This window comes from Streptosporangium sp. OZ121 (assembly GCF_051918885.1).
Taxonomy (GTDB): Bacteria; Actinomycetota; Actinomycetes; order Streptosporangiales; family Streptosporangiaceae; genus Streptosporangium.
In genome coordinates this window covers 531,737-544,955 of record NZ_JBPXMC010000002.1, presented here as the reverse complement: position 1 = coordinate 544,955, position 13,219 = coordinate 531,737, and the positions used below count along the sequence as shown (strand labels likewise).

The 13,219-nt window shown below is 70.6% G+C and carries 11 protein-coding genes; 3 read left to right on the top strand and 8 right to left on the bottom strand.

Annotated elements, in window-relative coordinates; all coding sequences use genetic code 11:
* Positions 1-56 precede the first annotated feature (56 nt).
* Positions 57-902 carry a 3-methyl-2-oxobutanoate hydroxymethyltransferase gene (panB, locus tag ACTOQ1_RS07275; protein ID WP_350970736.1) on the bottom strand — a complete coding sequence of 282 codons (846 nt, stop codon included), beginning with the start codon at positions 900-902 and terminating at the stop codon, positions 57-59.
* A gap of 366 nt (positions 903-1,268) precedes the next feature.
* On the opposite strand from panB, the gene ACTOQ1_RS07270 reads away from it, so the two are divergent.
* The 3 genes from ACTOQ1_RS07270 (at position 1,269) to ACTOQ1_RS07260 (ending at position 4,922) form a co-directional block, all read left to right on the top strand.
* Positions 1,269-2,471, top strand: coding sequence for an MFS transporter (locus ACTOQ1_RS07270; RefSeq protein ID WP_440065332.1), 1,203 nt, complete (start codon positions 1,269-1,271; stop codon positions 2,469-2,471).
* A gap of 251 nt (positions 2,472-2,722) precedes the next feature.
* Positions 2,723-4,288 carry an MFS transporter gene (locus ACTOQ1_RS07265; protein WP_440065331.1) on the top strand — a complete coding sequence of 522 codons (1,566 nt, stop codon included), beginning with the start codon at positions 2,723-2,725 and terminating at the stop codon, positions 4,286-4,288.
* A 7-nt stretch (positions 4,289-4,295) separates the two neighbouring features.
* Positions 4,296-4,922: a TetR/AcrR family transcriptional regulator gene (locus tag ACTOQ1_RS07260; RefSeq protein WP_440065330.1), complete on the top strand. Its 627-nt coding sequence runs from the start codon at positions 4,296-4,298 to the stop codon at positions 4,920-4,922.
* Between the two features lie 218 nt (positions 4,923-5,140).
* On the opposite strand, the gene ACTOQ1_RS07255 is transcribed toward ACTOQ1_RS07260, so the two are convergent.
* The 7 genes from ACTOQ1_RS07255 to ACTOQ1_RS07225 form a co-directional block, all read right to left on the bottom strand.
* The gene (locus ACTOQ1_RS07255) at positions 5,141-5,386 is read right to left on the bottom strand and encodes a DUF397 domain-containing protein (protein ID WP_440065328.1); all 246 of its coding nucleotides are present in this window, start codon (positions 5,384-5,386) and stop codon (positions 5,141-5,143) included.
* Positions 5,371-5,601, bottom strand: coding sequence for a Scr1 family TA system antitoxin-like transcriptional regulator (locus ACTOQ1_RS07250; RefSeq protein ID WP_440065327.1), 231 nt, complete (start codon positions 5,599-5,601; stop codon positions 5,371-5,373). The genes ACTOQ1_RS07255 and ACTOQ1_RS07250 overlap by 16 nt, the downstream gene beginning before the upstream one ends.
* Positions 5,598-6,179, bottom strand: a complete 582-nt coding sequence (locus tag ACTOQ1_RS07245; protein ID WP_440065326.1) for a DUF5753 domain-containing protein — start codon at positions 6,177-6,179, stop codon at positions 5,598-5,600. Before ACTOQ1_RS07245 ends, ACTOQ1_RS07250 begins: the two co-directional genes overlap by 4 nt.
* A 623-nt stretch (positions 6,180-6,802) precedes the next feature.
* Positions 6,803-8,587, bottom strand: coding sequence for an NAD+ synthase (locus ACTOQ1_RS07240; protein WP_440065325.1), 1,785 nt, complete (start codon positions 8,585-8,587; stop codon positions 6,803-6,805).
* Positions 8,588-9,007: 420 nt separating this feature from the next.
* On the bottom strand, positions 9,008-9,343 hold the full coding sequence (locus ACTOQ1_RS07235) for a hypothetical protein (RefSeq protein WP_440065323.1): 336 nt from the start codon (positions 9,341-9,343) through the stop codon (positions 9,008-9,010).
* Positions 9,344-9,566: 223 nt separating this feature from the next.
* Positions 9,567-11,723, bottom strand: a complete 2,157-nt coding sequence (locus tag ACTOQ1_RS07230) for a sensor histidine kinase (RefSeq protein ID WP_440065322.1) — start codon at positions 11,721-11,723, stop codon at positions 9,567-9,569.
* 2 nt (positions 11,724-11,725) lie between these two features.
* The gene (locus ACTOQ1_RS07225) at positions 11,726-13,219 is read right to left on the bottom strand and encodes a BTAD domain-containing putative transcriptional regulator (protein ID WP_440065321.1); all 1,494 of its coding nucleotides are present in this window, start codon (positions 13,217-13,219) and stop codon (positions 11,726-11,728) included.

Genomic DNA, 13,219 nt, shown 5'->3' with positions numbered 1-13,219 from the left:
GGCTCAGCGGGGGTCACCGGTTCCGCGGCGCCCGGGGGCGGCGCGGTCCCGGCCGGTCAGCGGTAGCTGTGCTCGGCGGTGGGGAAGGCGCCGGTCGACACCTCGTCGGCGAAGCTGCGCACGGCCCTGTCCATCTCGTGGGCCAGGTCGAAGTACTTCTTGACGAACTTGGCGGGGCTGGCGGTCAGGCCCATCAGGTCCTGCCAGACGAGGACCTGCGCGTCGGTGCCGGGCCCGGCACCGATGCCGATCGTGGGGATCGACAGGGACGCGGTGACCCGCTCGGCCAGGTCGGTGGGCACGCACTCCAGGACCACCGAGAACGCCCCGGCGTACTCCAGGTCCTTGGCGTCGGCCATCAGCTCGTCGCCCGACTGGCCGCGGCCCTGCACGCGGTAGCCGCCGAGCGCGTTGACCGACTGGGGGGTCAGGCCCAGGTGGGCCATCACCGGGATGCCGGCCGAGACCAGGGCCTCGACCTGGGGAAGCACCCGCCGCCCGCCCTCGAGCTTGACCGCGTGGGCCCCGGCCTCCTTCATGAATCGGGCGGCCGTCTCCAGGGCCTGCTGGGGAGATGACTGGTAGGAACCGAACGGCAGGTCGGCCACGACCATCGCGCGGGAGGAACCGCGGACCACGGCCGCCGTCAGGGGCATGAGATCGTCCACCGACACGGGCAGTGTCGAGTCGTACCCGTACACGACCATGGCGGCCGAATCGCCGACGAGCAGCACGGGGATGCCGGCCTCGTCGAAGACCCTGGCGGTCATCGCGTCGTACGCGGTGACCATCGGCCACCGTTCGCCGCGCTCCTTGGCGGCGGCGACGTCGCGCACGGTGATCCTTCGTCCAGCCTGGCCGCCGTACAGAGAGGTCGGCCGGTTGGTGACGGAAGAGGACATGGGACCTCCAGTGAAGTCTCGAGGCGCCCCTGTGGCGTCCCCGGACGTTTTCGATGATTGCACGCGTACGACAGGTTCAACAGACCCGATCGACGTGGTAATCCAATGGGCAGGTGTGGGTGGTATGTGACACGTTCGTCCTTTTGGTGCCGTAACGGAGTGTGAGGACGCGCGCGTTCGGACGATATTCCGTGGCGAACATGCCGGTGCCGCACGGGCGGGCGCCGGCGGGGGCGCGCGTTCAGGGCGGGGCGGGCGGTGCGTCAGGGGTGTCCGGCGGGCGGTGCGCGGCACCTCGGCGCGGTAATCCAGTGGCGGAAGTGTCAGGGGCGTACGGCACAATGCTCGCGGAGGTAAGTAATCACAATGGCTTTCGAACCTTACCGCCGCCTGCTGGCGATCCCGGGCGTGCGGTCGTTGCTGCTGGTGGGACTGGTCGCCCGCATCCCCTCGACCGCGGTCGCCATCACGCTGACCATGCATGTCGTCGACTCCAGCGGGTTAGGGCTCGGCTTCGCCGCGGCCGGTCTGGTGACCATGGCGAGCACGGTGGGGATGGCGGTCGGCTCGCCGCTGGCCGGAAGGTTCGTCGACAGCCACGGCCTGCGTCCGGTGCTGGTGGTGACCACGCTCGCCCAGCTCGCCTTCTGGTCCACCGCGTGGGCGATGCCGTTCCCCCTGCTGCTCGCGGCCTCGGTGCCCGCGGGCCTGCTCAGCCTTCCGGTGTTCAGCGTGATCAGGCAGTGCCTCACGGCGCTGGTCCCGGTCGACCAGCGCAGGATGGGCTTCTCCCTCGACTCGATGATCGTGGAACTCTCCTACATGGCCGGTCCCGCCCTGGCGGTCGCGGGGGTGACCCTCCTCGGCAGCGTGCCCACCATGGGCATCGTCGCGGCCGGCCTGGTCGCCTCGGGGGTGGCGCTGATCGCGCTGAACCCGCCCGTCCGCTCGGAGGAGGAGCTCCAGGAGGTGGCGGGGAAGGTCTCGCGGCGCCAGTGGCTCACCCCGGGCATGCTCGGGCTGCTCGGCACGGTCGTCGCGGCGACCTTCGTGCTGGCCGCCACCGAGCTGTCCCTGGTGGCGACGATGAAGCAGGGCGGCGACACCGCCTGGATCGGGCTGGCGATCGGACTGTGGTGCGCCTACTCGCTGATGGGCGGTTTCGTGTACGGCATGCTGCCCCGAGGGGTGTCGCCGCTGATCCTGATCGGCGCCATGGGCGTGCTCACCGTCCCCGTCGGGCTGGTCGGCGGTGACTGGCACTGGCTGGTCCTGGCCCTGCTGCCGGCCGGGGTGCTGTGCGCCCCCGCGCTGTCCTCCACGATCGAGACCGTGACCCGCTGGGTGCCCGCCGGGGCCCGTGGCGAGGCGATGGGCCTGCACGGCACGGCGTTGCTGATCGGCGCCGGCTCCGCGGCGCCCATCGCGGGCGTGATCATCGACGGTCCCGGCCCCGGCTGGGCCTTCGCCGCCGCCGGGCTGGTCGGTGTGGTGATGGTGCTGGTCGCCCTGCCGTTCTGGCGGCGCACCGCGGCCGCGGTCGACGAACCTGTCCCGGCGGCCGCCTGACCTCGGCCGTACCCGATTCCGGGCTGTCGCCGGCACGGGGGCGGCACCGCTCCGGCCGTACCTGATCCGGGCTGTCGTCGATCCCGGCGGCACCGCTCCCGGCCGCCACCCGTCTCGGTGCGTCACCTCGCAGGGACGCACGCTGAGATCAGGATATTTCACGATAAATTCGAAACGATACGGTTGCGTATCGTAATGATCAGCGCTACGGTTGTGTTTCGAAACTCAAGCGTATCGAATACGGGGCCTTCGTGGAACAACAGCTCGGTCACCCGCGGCGGTGGCAGATCCTGGGAGTGCTGGTCTTCAGCCTCCTGGCAGTCGTGCTCGACAACACCATCCTCAACGTCGCACTCAAGACGATCGCCGACCCCGTGGAGGGTCTGGGCGCCACCCAGAGCCAGCTGGAATGGGCGATCAACTCCTACACGCTCGTGTTCGCGGGCCTGCTGTTCACCTTCGGGGTGATCGGTGACCGCACCGGGCGCAAGCGCATGCTCATGGTCGGCATGGTGCTCTTCGGCCTGGCCTCGCTGGCCAGCGCCTACGCCCAGGACCCCATGCAGCTGATCGTCGCCCGCGCGTTCATGGGCATCGGCGGTGCCGCGATCATGCCGGCCACGCTGGCGATCATCTCCAACGTCTTCCCCCCGCAGGAGCGCGGCAAGGCGATCGGCGTCTGGGCCGGTGGGGTGGGCCTGGCCGTGGCGATCGGCCCGATCACCGGCGGCCTGCTCATCGAGCACTTCTGGTGGGGCTCGGTCTTCCTGGTCAACCTGCCGATCGTGCTGGTCAGCATGGTGCTCATCAGCCTGGTCGTGCCCGAGTCGCGTGACCCCAAGCCCTCCAGGCTCGACCCGGTCGGCGTGGTCCTCTCCATCATCGGCCTCGTCGCCGTCACCTACGGCATCATCCGGGGCGGGGAGCTGGCCACGATCGCCAGCGCCGAGGTGCTCGTACCGACCGTCCTCGGCGTCGTCGTGCTCGCCGCCTTCGTCTGGTACGAGCGCCGTATCGACCACCCGGCCTTCGACGTCAGCTACTTCCGCGACCCGCGCTTCGCCACCGCGGTCGGCATGATCGGCATCGTGTTCTTCGCGATGATGGGCGCGATGTTCTTCCTGGTCTTCTACCTGCAGATCGTGCTGGGATTCAGCGCGCTGCAGGCCGGCGCCCTGATGATCCCCTTCGCCGCCGCACAGCTGATCTTCGCGCCGCTGAGCCAGCAGATGGCCGCGCGCTTCGGGGGCAAGCTGAGCGCCACCGTCAGCATGGTCGTCGTGGCCGCCGCGCTGGCCTCCTACGCGCTGATGGACCAGAACACCCCGGTCGTCCTGTTGGAGATCGTCTTCTTCGTCCAGGGCGCGGCGATGGCCAACATCATGCCCCCGGCGACCACCGCGATCATGGAGGCGCTTCCCAGGGAGAAGGCCGGCGTCGGCTCGGCCATGAGCAACACGGTCCGCCAGGTGGCCGGAGCGCTCGGCGTCGCGCTTCTCGGCTCGCTGCTCTCGGCCACCTACCGCGACCAGATCGCCCCGGCCCTGACAGGCCTGCCCGACCAACTCAGGCACCTGGCGGGCGAGTCGCTGACCGGCACGCTGGGCGTGGCCCAGGGCCTCGGCGCCCGGGGCGCGACGCTGGTCGAACCGGCCAAACTCGCCTTCGTCGAGGGCATGCACATCACCGCCCTCGTCTCCGCGGTCATCGCGCTGCTCGGAGCCCTGGTGGTGTTCAGGTGGCTGCCCGGCAAGTCCTCCGGGGCCGTTCCCGTCCCCGAGGAGATCAGCCCAGGTAAGGAACCGGCGGTAGTGTAGGAGCGCTATGACGACCACCGACGAGATTCAGGCGGCCGGGGCCCAGACGCCCCGTCCCGCGGGCCGTCCCCGCAGCGCCAGGGCGGAGAAGGCCATCATCGACGCGACCCTCGACCTGGTCGCGGAGAGCGCAGGTCTCTCCGAGCTGTCGATCGAGGCGATCGCGGCTCGCGCGGGGGTCGGCAAGACCACGATCTACCGGCGCTGGTCGAACAAGGAAGATCTGCTCGTCGACGCGCTGTCCACGCTCAAGACGCCGCTGCCCCCGGTCGCGGGCGTCTCGGTCCGCGAGGATCTCGTCGTCTACGCGCGGGTGTTCCTGCGCGACGCGTGCGACGCGCGCAACCGCTGCGTGATGAACATCGCGATGAACGAGGCCGAGCGGCACCCCCGCCTGGTGGAGCGCATCCGCCAGGCGACCATCGAGCCGCGCAGGGCGGCGATCACCGCCCTGCTGCGGCGCGGCGTCGCCACCGGCGAGCTGCGGTCCGGCCTCGACGTCCCCCTCGCGATGGCGAACCTGGTCGGCACCGTCATGTGGTACATCCGCACCGAGGGCGTCGACGACTACGCCGCGTCCTCCGACCTGGCCGAACGGATCGTCGACCACCTCCTGGCGGGCCTCGGCCCCTGAGGCTTTCCCGTACGGTCCAGGGGGCGGGGGCCCTCGTACGGGCAACGTCGTGGATGTCGTCATGCAAGTCGAGCGGGCCACGGCTTCGGCCGCTTCATGGCCCGTTGCACACGGGCGGCGTCATGAACGTCGTCACGAAACCCCGGCGGTGGCCGCCGGGGTTTCGGCGTTTCCGGTGCTCCGGCGCCTTGATGTCTCGGCGCCTCGGACGTGAGGTGTCAGTCGCCGAGATGGTCGAACTCGCCGAGCTTCACGCCCGCGACGAAGACGTCCCATTCGGCCCGGGTGAAGAAGAGCTTCGGCCCGCCGGGGTTCTTGGAGTCGCGCAGGACGTGTAGGGCGCCGAGGTCCGCCTTGTACCCGGTGCGAGGGGCGCAGACGACGGCCACCTCGACGCAGTTGCCGCCGCCAGAGCCGCTCAGGGAGGATTTGCGCCAGGTCGCGCCGGTCAGGTCTGCTGCCATTCCGTCATCACCTTCGCTATGAGATCGGCGCTCGCCCGCGCGGGCAGGGCCGCCGAGCGGACCGCTTCGTATCGCCTGCAGATCGCCGCCACGTCACGAGGATGGTCCGTGACGTGCCCTACGGCGGCGGACTCCACGAATACACCATCCAGGCTGCCCTCGGCGCTCGCAATGAAGAATCCTCCCTCCAGACCCGCGATCGCACCGCCGGTCACGTAGGCGCTTTTGGTACGACCTGGATAGAGATATTCCGATGCTCGGACGCGGTCAGAAGCGCGGCGAGCTGGTCGCGCATGATGTCCGGACCCCCGACGCCCCGGTGCAGGACTCCCTCGTCGAGCACGGTCCACAGCGGCGGAGGGGTGTCGCGCGCCAGGATTTTCTGGCGCTCCAGGCGGGCGGTCAGCAACTCCTGCACCCGCTCGTCGGTCACCCCCGGATAGGCCTCCAGGATCGTACGGGCGTAGTCGGGGGTCTGGAGGAGGCCGGGGACGAGCAACGGGTCCCAGCCCCGCAGGGTGTGGGCCTGTCGTTCGATGTCCACCCAGGGGCGGAAGCGCGGCGGGAGGACGCCGTAGGTCAGCATCGGCCAGATCCGGATGAGCATGCCGTTGGCGTCGAGCGCCCGGTCGCACCGCTCGGTGAAGGCTACGTGAAGAATCTTGAAGAGCTCCTGGAGCGCATCAATACGAGTACGGTCGGTGACGGCCCGACCTGGACAGGCCTCGCAGCTCGGCGTTTTGACGACGACCTCGCTCGAAAGCGGTTGGAGGTCGATCGCCTCATCGATCAATGCCGGAGTGCCGCACGCAATTCACGCCAGGCGGCACTGCGACTACGGGAGCAGGCTCGCCTACCGAAGGCCCCGCTCTAGCGGGCTGGGGGCTGCCAGGCAATCGGTCTTTCCGATGATTTCTACATTAGGCTCGGACGCCTGTATGAGAACGATGAAGGTAATTCCCGGATCCGTCTTTCTCAATATCGAGACACTTCGGCCGGGCTGCGACCAGCTGGCGTTTCGATCTATTTCGTAGCCGATCTCTTTCAGCTTGTCGCGTAAAGGTCGCCCAAGTAGGTCGGCTCGCTCGGAAGGTGTGACCTGGGCGCCTTCGCCGAAATCGCCGCTGATTTGATACGAGCGAATCGCGGTGTCGCTCTCCGGGCAGTTCGAGAAGTTGTCGTTCCCTTTTCCGGTCTTGTCGAAGACTTTTTGTTCGCCGCCGGATGGAAGGGGGCGAGTTTGTTCACGTCCTGGGCGAGCACCTGGGCGGCCTCGTCGAGAGTCGGGCCGCCGCCGCTCGTGCAGCCGACGGCCAGAAGCAGTATCAGGGCACATCCCGCGACATGACGCACCCTGTCGACTGTACTGATCGTTTCCCCGGCGAGGGAGCCCGGCGTCCGGAAACGGTCTGGGGGTCAGGTGGTGGTCTCGCGCCAGCGGTTGGTGATGGGGAGGCGGCGGTCGCGGCCGAAGTTCTTCGGGGTGATCTTCGGGCCCGGGGGGTACTGGCGGCGCTTGTACTCGGCCAGGTCGACCAGGCGGATCACCCGGGTGACCAGGGCCGGGTCGTGTCCGGCGGCGACGAGTTCGGCGGATCCCATGTCCTTCTCGACGTAGTCGTCCAGCAGCCTGTCCAGGATGTCGTACTCGGGCAGGGAGTCGGTGTCGCGCTGGTCGGGGCGGAGCTCCGCGCTGGGCTCCTTCTCGATCGAGTTCTCCGGGATCGGCGGCACCGCGAACCCGTGCAGGAACTCGCCCGACCGGCCCGCCTGGGCGTTGCGCCAGCGCGCCAGCTCCCAGACCAGGGTCTTGAGCACGTCCTTGATGGGGGCGAAGCCGCCCGCCGAGTCGCCGTAGAGGGTGGAGTAGCCGGTGGCCAGTTCGCTCTTGTTGCCGGTGGTGAGGACGAGGTGGCCGTGCTCGTTGGACAGGCCCATCAGGATCATGCCGCGCACCCGGGCCTGGAGGTTCTCCGCGGCCAGGCCGGAGAGCTCGATCTCCTTCTCGAAGCCGCTGACGATGTCGGCGATCGGCACGGTCCTGGCGTTGATCCCCTGCCGGTCGACCAGCTCCTGGGCGTCGCTCACCGAGTGGTCCGAGGAGTAGCGGGAGGGCATGAGCACCACGTGCACCCGGTCGGGGCCGATGGCGTCGGAGGCGATCGTGGCGGTCAGCGCCGAGTCGATGCCGCCGGACAGGCCGAGGACGACCGACTGGAAGCCGTTCTTGGCGACGTAGTCGCGGACCGCGAGGACCAGTGCCGAGTAGACCTCGGCGGTGTCGTCGAGGTGCTCGGCGATCGTGGGGGCCTGCGGTTCGTACGGCTCGACGGGGCGGGCCGACAGCTCCAGCCGTTCCACCGTGATCACGGTGCCGTCGCCGGCGTCCACCTGGAAGGTGCCGAGTCCTCCGTACCCGGCCTCGGGCAGCTCCAGGTCCGTGATCAGCAGCTCCTCGGAGAAGCGCGCCGCGCGCGCGACCAGCTCGCCGGAGGCGGAGACGACCACCGAGTCCCCGTCGAAGACCAGCTCGTCCTGGCCACCGACCTGGTTGACGTAGGCGAGGGCGCATCCGGCCTCGCGGGCGCGCCTGGCCACCAGGGCCAGGCGTACGTCGTCCTTCTCCTTCTCGTACGGGGAGGCGTTCGGCACCACGAGCAGCCCGGCTCCGGCCTCGGCCACCACCGCGACGGGGCCGCCCTCCTGCCAGAGGTCCTCGCAGACCGCGATCGCCACGTCGACGCCGTGCAACCGGAAGATCGGCAGGCGGTCGCCGCGGACGAAGTAGCGGTACTCGTCGAAGACGCCGTAGTTCGGCAGGTGGTGCTTGGCGGTCTTGACGACCACCCGGCCCCGGTGCAGCAGCGCGGCCGCGTCGAGCGGGGCGCCCTTGGGCTGGCCGACGCGCGGGGCGAGCTTCGCGCGGTCCACGTAGCCGACGACCACGGGGATCTCGCCGAGCCCCGCCTTGTCCAGCCGTCGCGCGGCCTCCTCGATCGCGGCGATCGACGCCTCCACGAACGAGGTGCGCAGCACGAGGTCCTCGACGGGGTATCCGGTCAGGAACATCTCGGTGAAGACGACCAGGTGCGCGCCGCGGTCGGCGGCGCGGCGGGTCCACTCGACGAGCCTGTCCGTGTTGGCGGACAGGTCACCGACGGCGGGATTGCTCTGGGCCAGGGCGATGCGGAGTTGAGCCACGTGGCCATCCTATTGGGGCGTGCCCGGAGCCCGCCGTGCAGGTGATTCCGCCCCGGCCGCCGATGGACGCGCGCGGACGCCAAGAGCCGCCGATGGACGAGCGCGGACATCCGGAGGTGACCGCCTGCCGTCGCCGGGTTCCCCGGTCAGGCCTCCTCCGGGGGCCTCGGCTCACCTTCCGCTCCTTTCCCGGTACGGGGTCGCCGGCGAGCGTGACCGTCAGGGGATGCTCGTTAGCTGTTCAGGGGCGATCAGGAGCCGGGGGCGGGACTTCTCCGGCCGGCGGCGCAGGCGGGCGTGAAGCCCCCCGTGGGACCGAGGTCGCGAGCGACCGTTCCGATCGGGAGGCCTCACCTCCGACATCACACGACGTCAAATGATGTCAAGCGACGTCAAACGACGTCTCCGCGAACGTTGTCCCTAGCGCGCCGTCCAGCAGAAGCGGGCATATCCGGCGTCATAGCCGTCCAGCCAACCTCTGTCGTAGTCGCTGGGCGGCCCGATGTAGCTACGTGACCTGGTCCTGCGGCAATCCTGCGCGGCGGCCCGGTAGCCGTCCCTGTATCCCCGCCAGTAGTCTCTCGGGCTTTCCGCCGATGGGGCCGGATCCGTCATGGCCCCTTTCTGCGGGGTGTTCGCCGTCACGCCCGGCTCGGGATCCGGCGTGGCCGAGGCCTGTGAGAACGAGGCCGGTCCGAGGGTGAGCGCGGTGAGGAGCGCCGCCCCGAACACCATCAGCTGTCGCTTGCCGTACATGCTTTTCTCCTTTGGTCGAGCCGCGAGCAGGGCTCGCTCGACGGCCGTGATTAGGGGGAAAGATATAAGGCAAGCCGTTCGGACTAAAGGACTGAACTGCCCATTTGCTTATTTTCGGAGTAAGTTAAGAAGGGTCTGATTTTGCCTATTTTTTGTTTATTTCGGAAATTTTCGAGAAAGTATGGTTTCTCGCTGGACATGAGCATTCGTCGACGGGTGAACCCTAAAGGCTCGGTGAGCTCCGGGTGTGGCGGCCCGCCGTGATCGGTGCGGCCGGGATCGGCAGCACGGCCTCCACGACCGTCCCGCCGCCCGGGGCCGCCTCGATCACGCAGGTACCGCCCAGCTCGGCGGCCCGCTCACGCATGGAGAGCAGCCCGACCCCCGAGCGCGGTCCCGAGGGCAGCCCGCGCCCGTCGTCTTGGACGCGGACCACCAGCGACTCCCCGCGCCGCAACGAGATCACCGCGGAGCCGGCCCCCGCGTGCTTGCGGACGTTGGTCAGCCCCTCCTGCGCGATGCGGTACGCGGCCACCTCGGCCGCCGCGGGCAGATCCGACAGGTCGCCCTCGATCTCCACCGCGACCCGCGGCGTGCCCTCCTGCGCCAGGGCCCGTACGGCCCCCGCCAGGCCGAGCTCGTCGAGGGTGGGCGGGCGCAGGCCGTACACCAGTTCCCTGATCTCCTCGCTGACCGCGTCCATGCCGCCGCGCAGGTCGAGCAGGAGCCTGTCCGCCGAGGCGGGGGCGGTGCGCAGGCTGATCCTGGCCATGTTGATCGACATCGCCATGTCGGTCAGCGCGTGGCCGAGCCCGTCGTGCAGGTCCCTGCGCAGGCGGCGGCGTTCCTCCTCGCGGGCGGTGAGGATGCGCTCCCGGGAGCGCTGCAGGTCGGCGGTCATCCGCACGGCGTGCGCCACGTCGGCGACGTACGGGACGGCCGCCGCGACCAGGCGGCCGTTGTGCGCGGCGGCGAACCTGCGGGGGCCGGGGGAGCCGAGGAGCAGCCGCCCGACCGGCTCGCCGTGCCAGACCAGCGGCACCCGGCGCGGCGCCGGGCCCAGCAGGCCGACCTGGACCTGCCTGGCACCGGGCTCGTAGACCTCGACGGCGACGCCGGTGACGCTCAGCCCGTCCTTGACCACGGCGGCGACGGCGGCGAGCGCGTTGGCCGGCTCGGTCTCGCGGACCTCTCTGGCCAGGCGCTCGGCGAGCGCCTGCGGGTCGCCGTGCGTGCCGTACATGAGCCGGTCGACCAGGCTCCTGAGCCGGTGACGGAGCGGCTGGAAGACGACCCCGGCGAGCAGGGCCGCCACCAGGCCGCCGATCCGGTCGTATCCCGACAGCGCGAGCCCGGCGACCGCGCCGACCGCGTACATGGCGCTGACCGCGGCGATCAGCCCGGCGGCGACGAAGGCGCGGCTCACCACCGTGTCGATGCCGTAGAGCTGGTAGCGCAGCACCGAGAAGACGATGGCCCCCGGGATCAGCCCGGTCCAGATCGTCCCGGCCAGCCACCAGGCCGGACCGGCGAGCAGGAAGGCGACGTAGACGGCGAAGGCGAAGACCGGCCAGGCGATCTGGCGACGCAGCTCGGAGTCCGCCCGCCGGAAGCGCAGCACCAGGGAGACCAGCGCCAGGACCGCGAGGACCGAGATCAGGACGGCGACGACCTCGCGCGCCGCCATGTTGTAGGGGGCGAGGAAGTCCACCGCGAGCGGGTTGGGGATGACCCGCGGCCAGGGGTAGATCGCGGGGTCGGGGTCCGGGCGGGTGAGGTTCAGCAGCAGGCTCGCCGCGAACACGACCACGCCGACCGCCGCCAGCGGCCACCACCGCCGCGAGGGCAGCCGGCCGTCGGGGGAGTACAGCGGGAACAGGATCGCCAGCAGGAACCCGCCGGCCACCTTTCCCGTGACCATGCTCAGGCGGAGGTACCCGGCGGACTCCATGTCGCCCGCCGCGGCGAAGGCGAACATCGCCGCCTCGGAGAAGGAGTTGACCGCGCACATCAGGCCACCCGCGCACATCAGCCACGCCGTGGCCGGACGCGAGCGGTGCGCCAGCAGGAAGGCCCCCACCACGGGGAACGTCAGTCCCGCCGCCAGGTCGGGCGTGGCCGGCTGCTCCGGCTGCCACCCGGGCGGCAGGTCGAGACGCAGCACGAGGCCGATCACGGTGAGCCCGACCGACAGGAGCGCCGTGGAGAGGGCGGCGAGCCGCAGCGGGGAGCGCAGCAGCCCGCGTGCGAGCGAGGTGGCGGGCCAGGCGGGGGCGTCCTCGGTCACGGTGCCGGCCACGGTGACCGCGTCGACGACCCGCCTGGGCACGCCACCGGTGCCGTCGAGCACCCGGCCGCGGTCGCGCTGCCGCAGGGACATGGCTATCTGCCCACGTCGCCGGGGTTGACCAGCCCGGACTCGTACGCGGTGACGACGAGCTGGGCCCGGTCGAACAGCCCGAGATGGTCGAGCAGCTTGACCACCGACTGCGAGACCGACCGCTCGGGGACCGCCAGGGTCGCCGCGATCTGCCGGTTCGTCAGCCCCCGGGCGACCAGCTTCATCAGGTCGAGCTCCGCGTCGCCGAGACCGGCGAGGCCGGGCGGCGCCGACGGGTCGGTGCGCCCGGCGAAGGCCGCGATCAGGCGGGTGGTGACGGCGGGGTCGATCAGCGCATCACCGGCCTGCGCGGCCCGCATCGCGGTGATGAGCTGCTCGGGCGCCGACGTCTTGAGGACGAACCCGCTCACCCCGGCCCGCAGCGCCGCGTAGAGGTTGTCGTCCGTGCCGAACGTGGTCATCATCACGACCTTCGGCGGCGCCGCGTCGGCCAGGATCCTGCGCGCGGCGGTCAGCCCGTCCAGCCTGGGCATCTGGATGTCCATCAGCACCAGGTCGGGGGAGGTCTCCCTGACCACCGTGATCGCCTGCTCGCCGTTCTCGGCCTCGCCGACCAGCTCGAAACCGGGTTCGCTGTCCAGTACCACGCGCAGGCCGGTGCGGACCAGCGCCTGGTCGTCCACCACCACGACCCGCAGCCCCGGCAGCGCCCGCTTCTCGGCGGGCGTCACGCGCGCCGCCGCTGCCGCCGCTGCCGGTTCCGCGGCCCGCACCGGCTCCGCGGGCGGATGGAGATGCACGGCCTGGGCCAGTATGTCGGACTCCAGACGTTGCAGGGTGGCGCCCAGGTCGAGGCCGAGCTCGTCGCGGAGCATCGTCCTGGCGCGCCGGAGCGCGCCCAGCGCGTCCCCCTGCCTGCCGTTGCGGTACAGGGCCAGCGCGAGCAGCCGCCAGGCCTCCTCCCGCAGCGGATGCGCCGAGGCGTGCGCCTCCAGGTCGGCGACCAGGGCGCCGGAGTGTCCCAGCAGCAGCCCCGCGTCGGCCCGGCGCTCGACCGCGATCAGCCGCAGCTCCTCCAGCCTGCCCGCCTCGCTCACCGCCCACGGCAGGTCGGAGAACTCGGCCAGGGCCGGGCCGCGCCAGAGGGCGAGGGCCGCCTCCAGGCGATCCCACACCTCGGCGGGCTCGCCGCTCGTCTTGACCGCGCTCTCGAAACTCCAGGTGTCCACCTGGCCGGGCGAGGCGCGCAGCGCGTACCCCGGCGGGGCGGAGACCAGGACCTCGGCCTCCTCCCGTGGCGCGCGGCCGGGTTCCAGGGCGCGCCGCAGCCGCGACACGTATCCCTGGATGGTCGACAGGGCCTGGGCGGGAGGCTCGCCGGGCCACAGTTCGTCGATGAGCATGGCCACCGGGACGGCGCGGCCACCGGCCACGAGGAGCCGGGCCAGCACCGCCATCTGGCGCTGGCCGCCGAGGTCGAGTGATGTCTCACCATGAAGGGCCTGGAACGGGCCGAGAGCACGAAATGTCAGCAT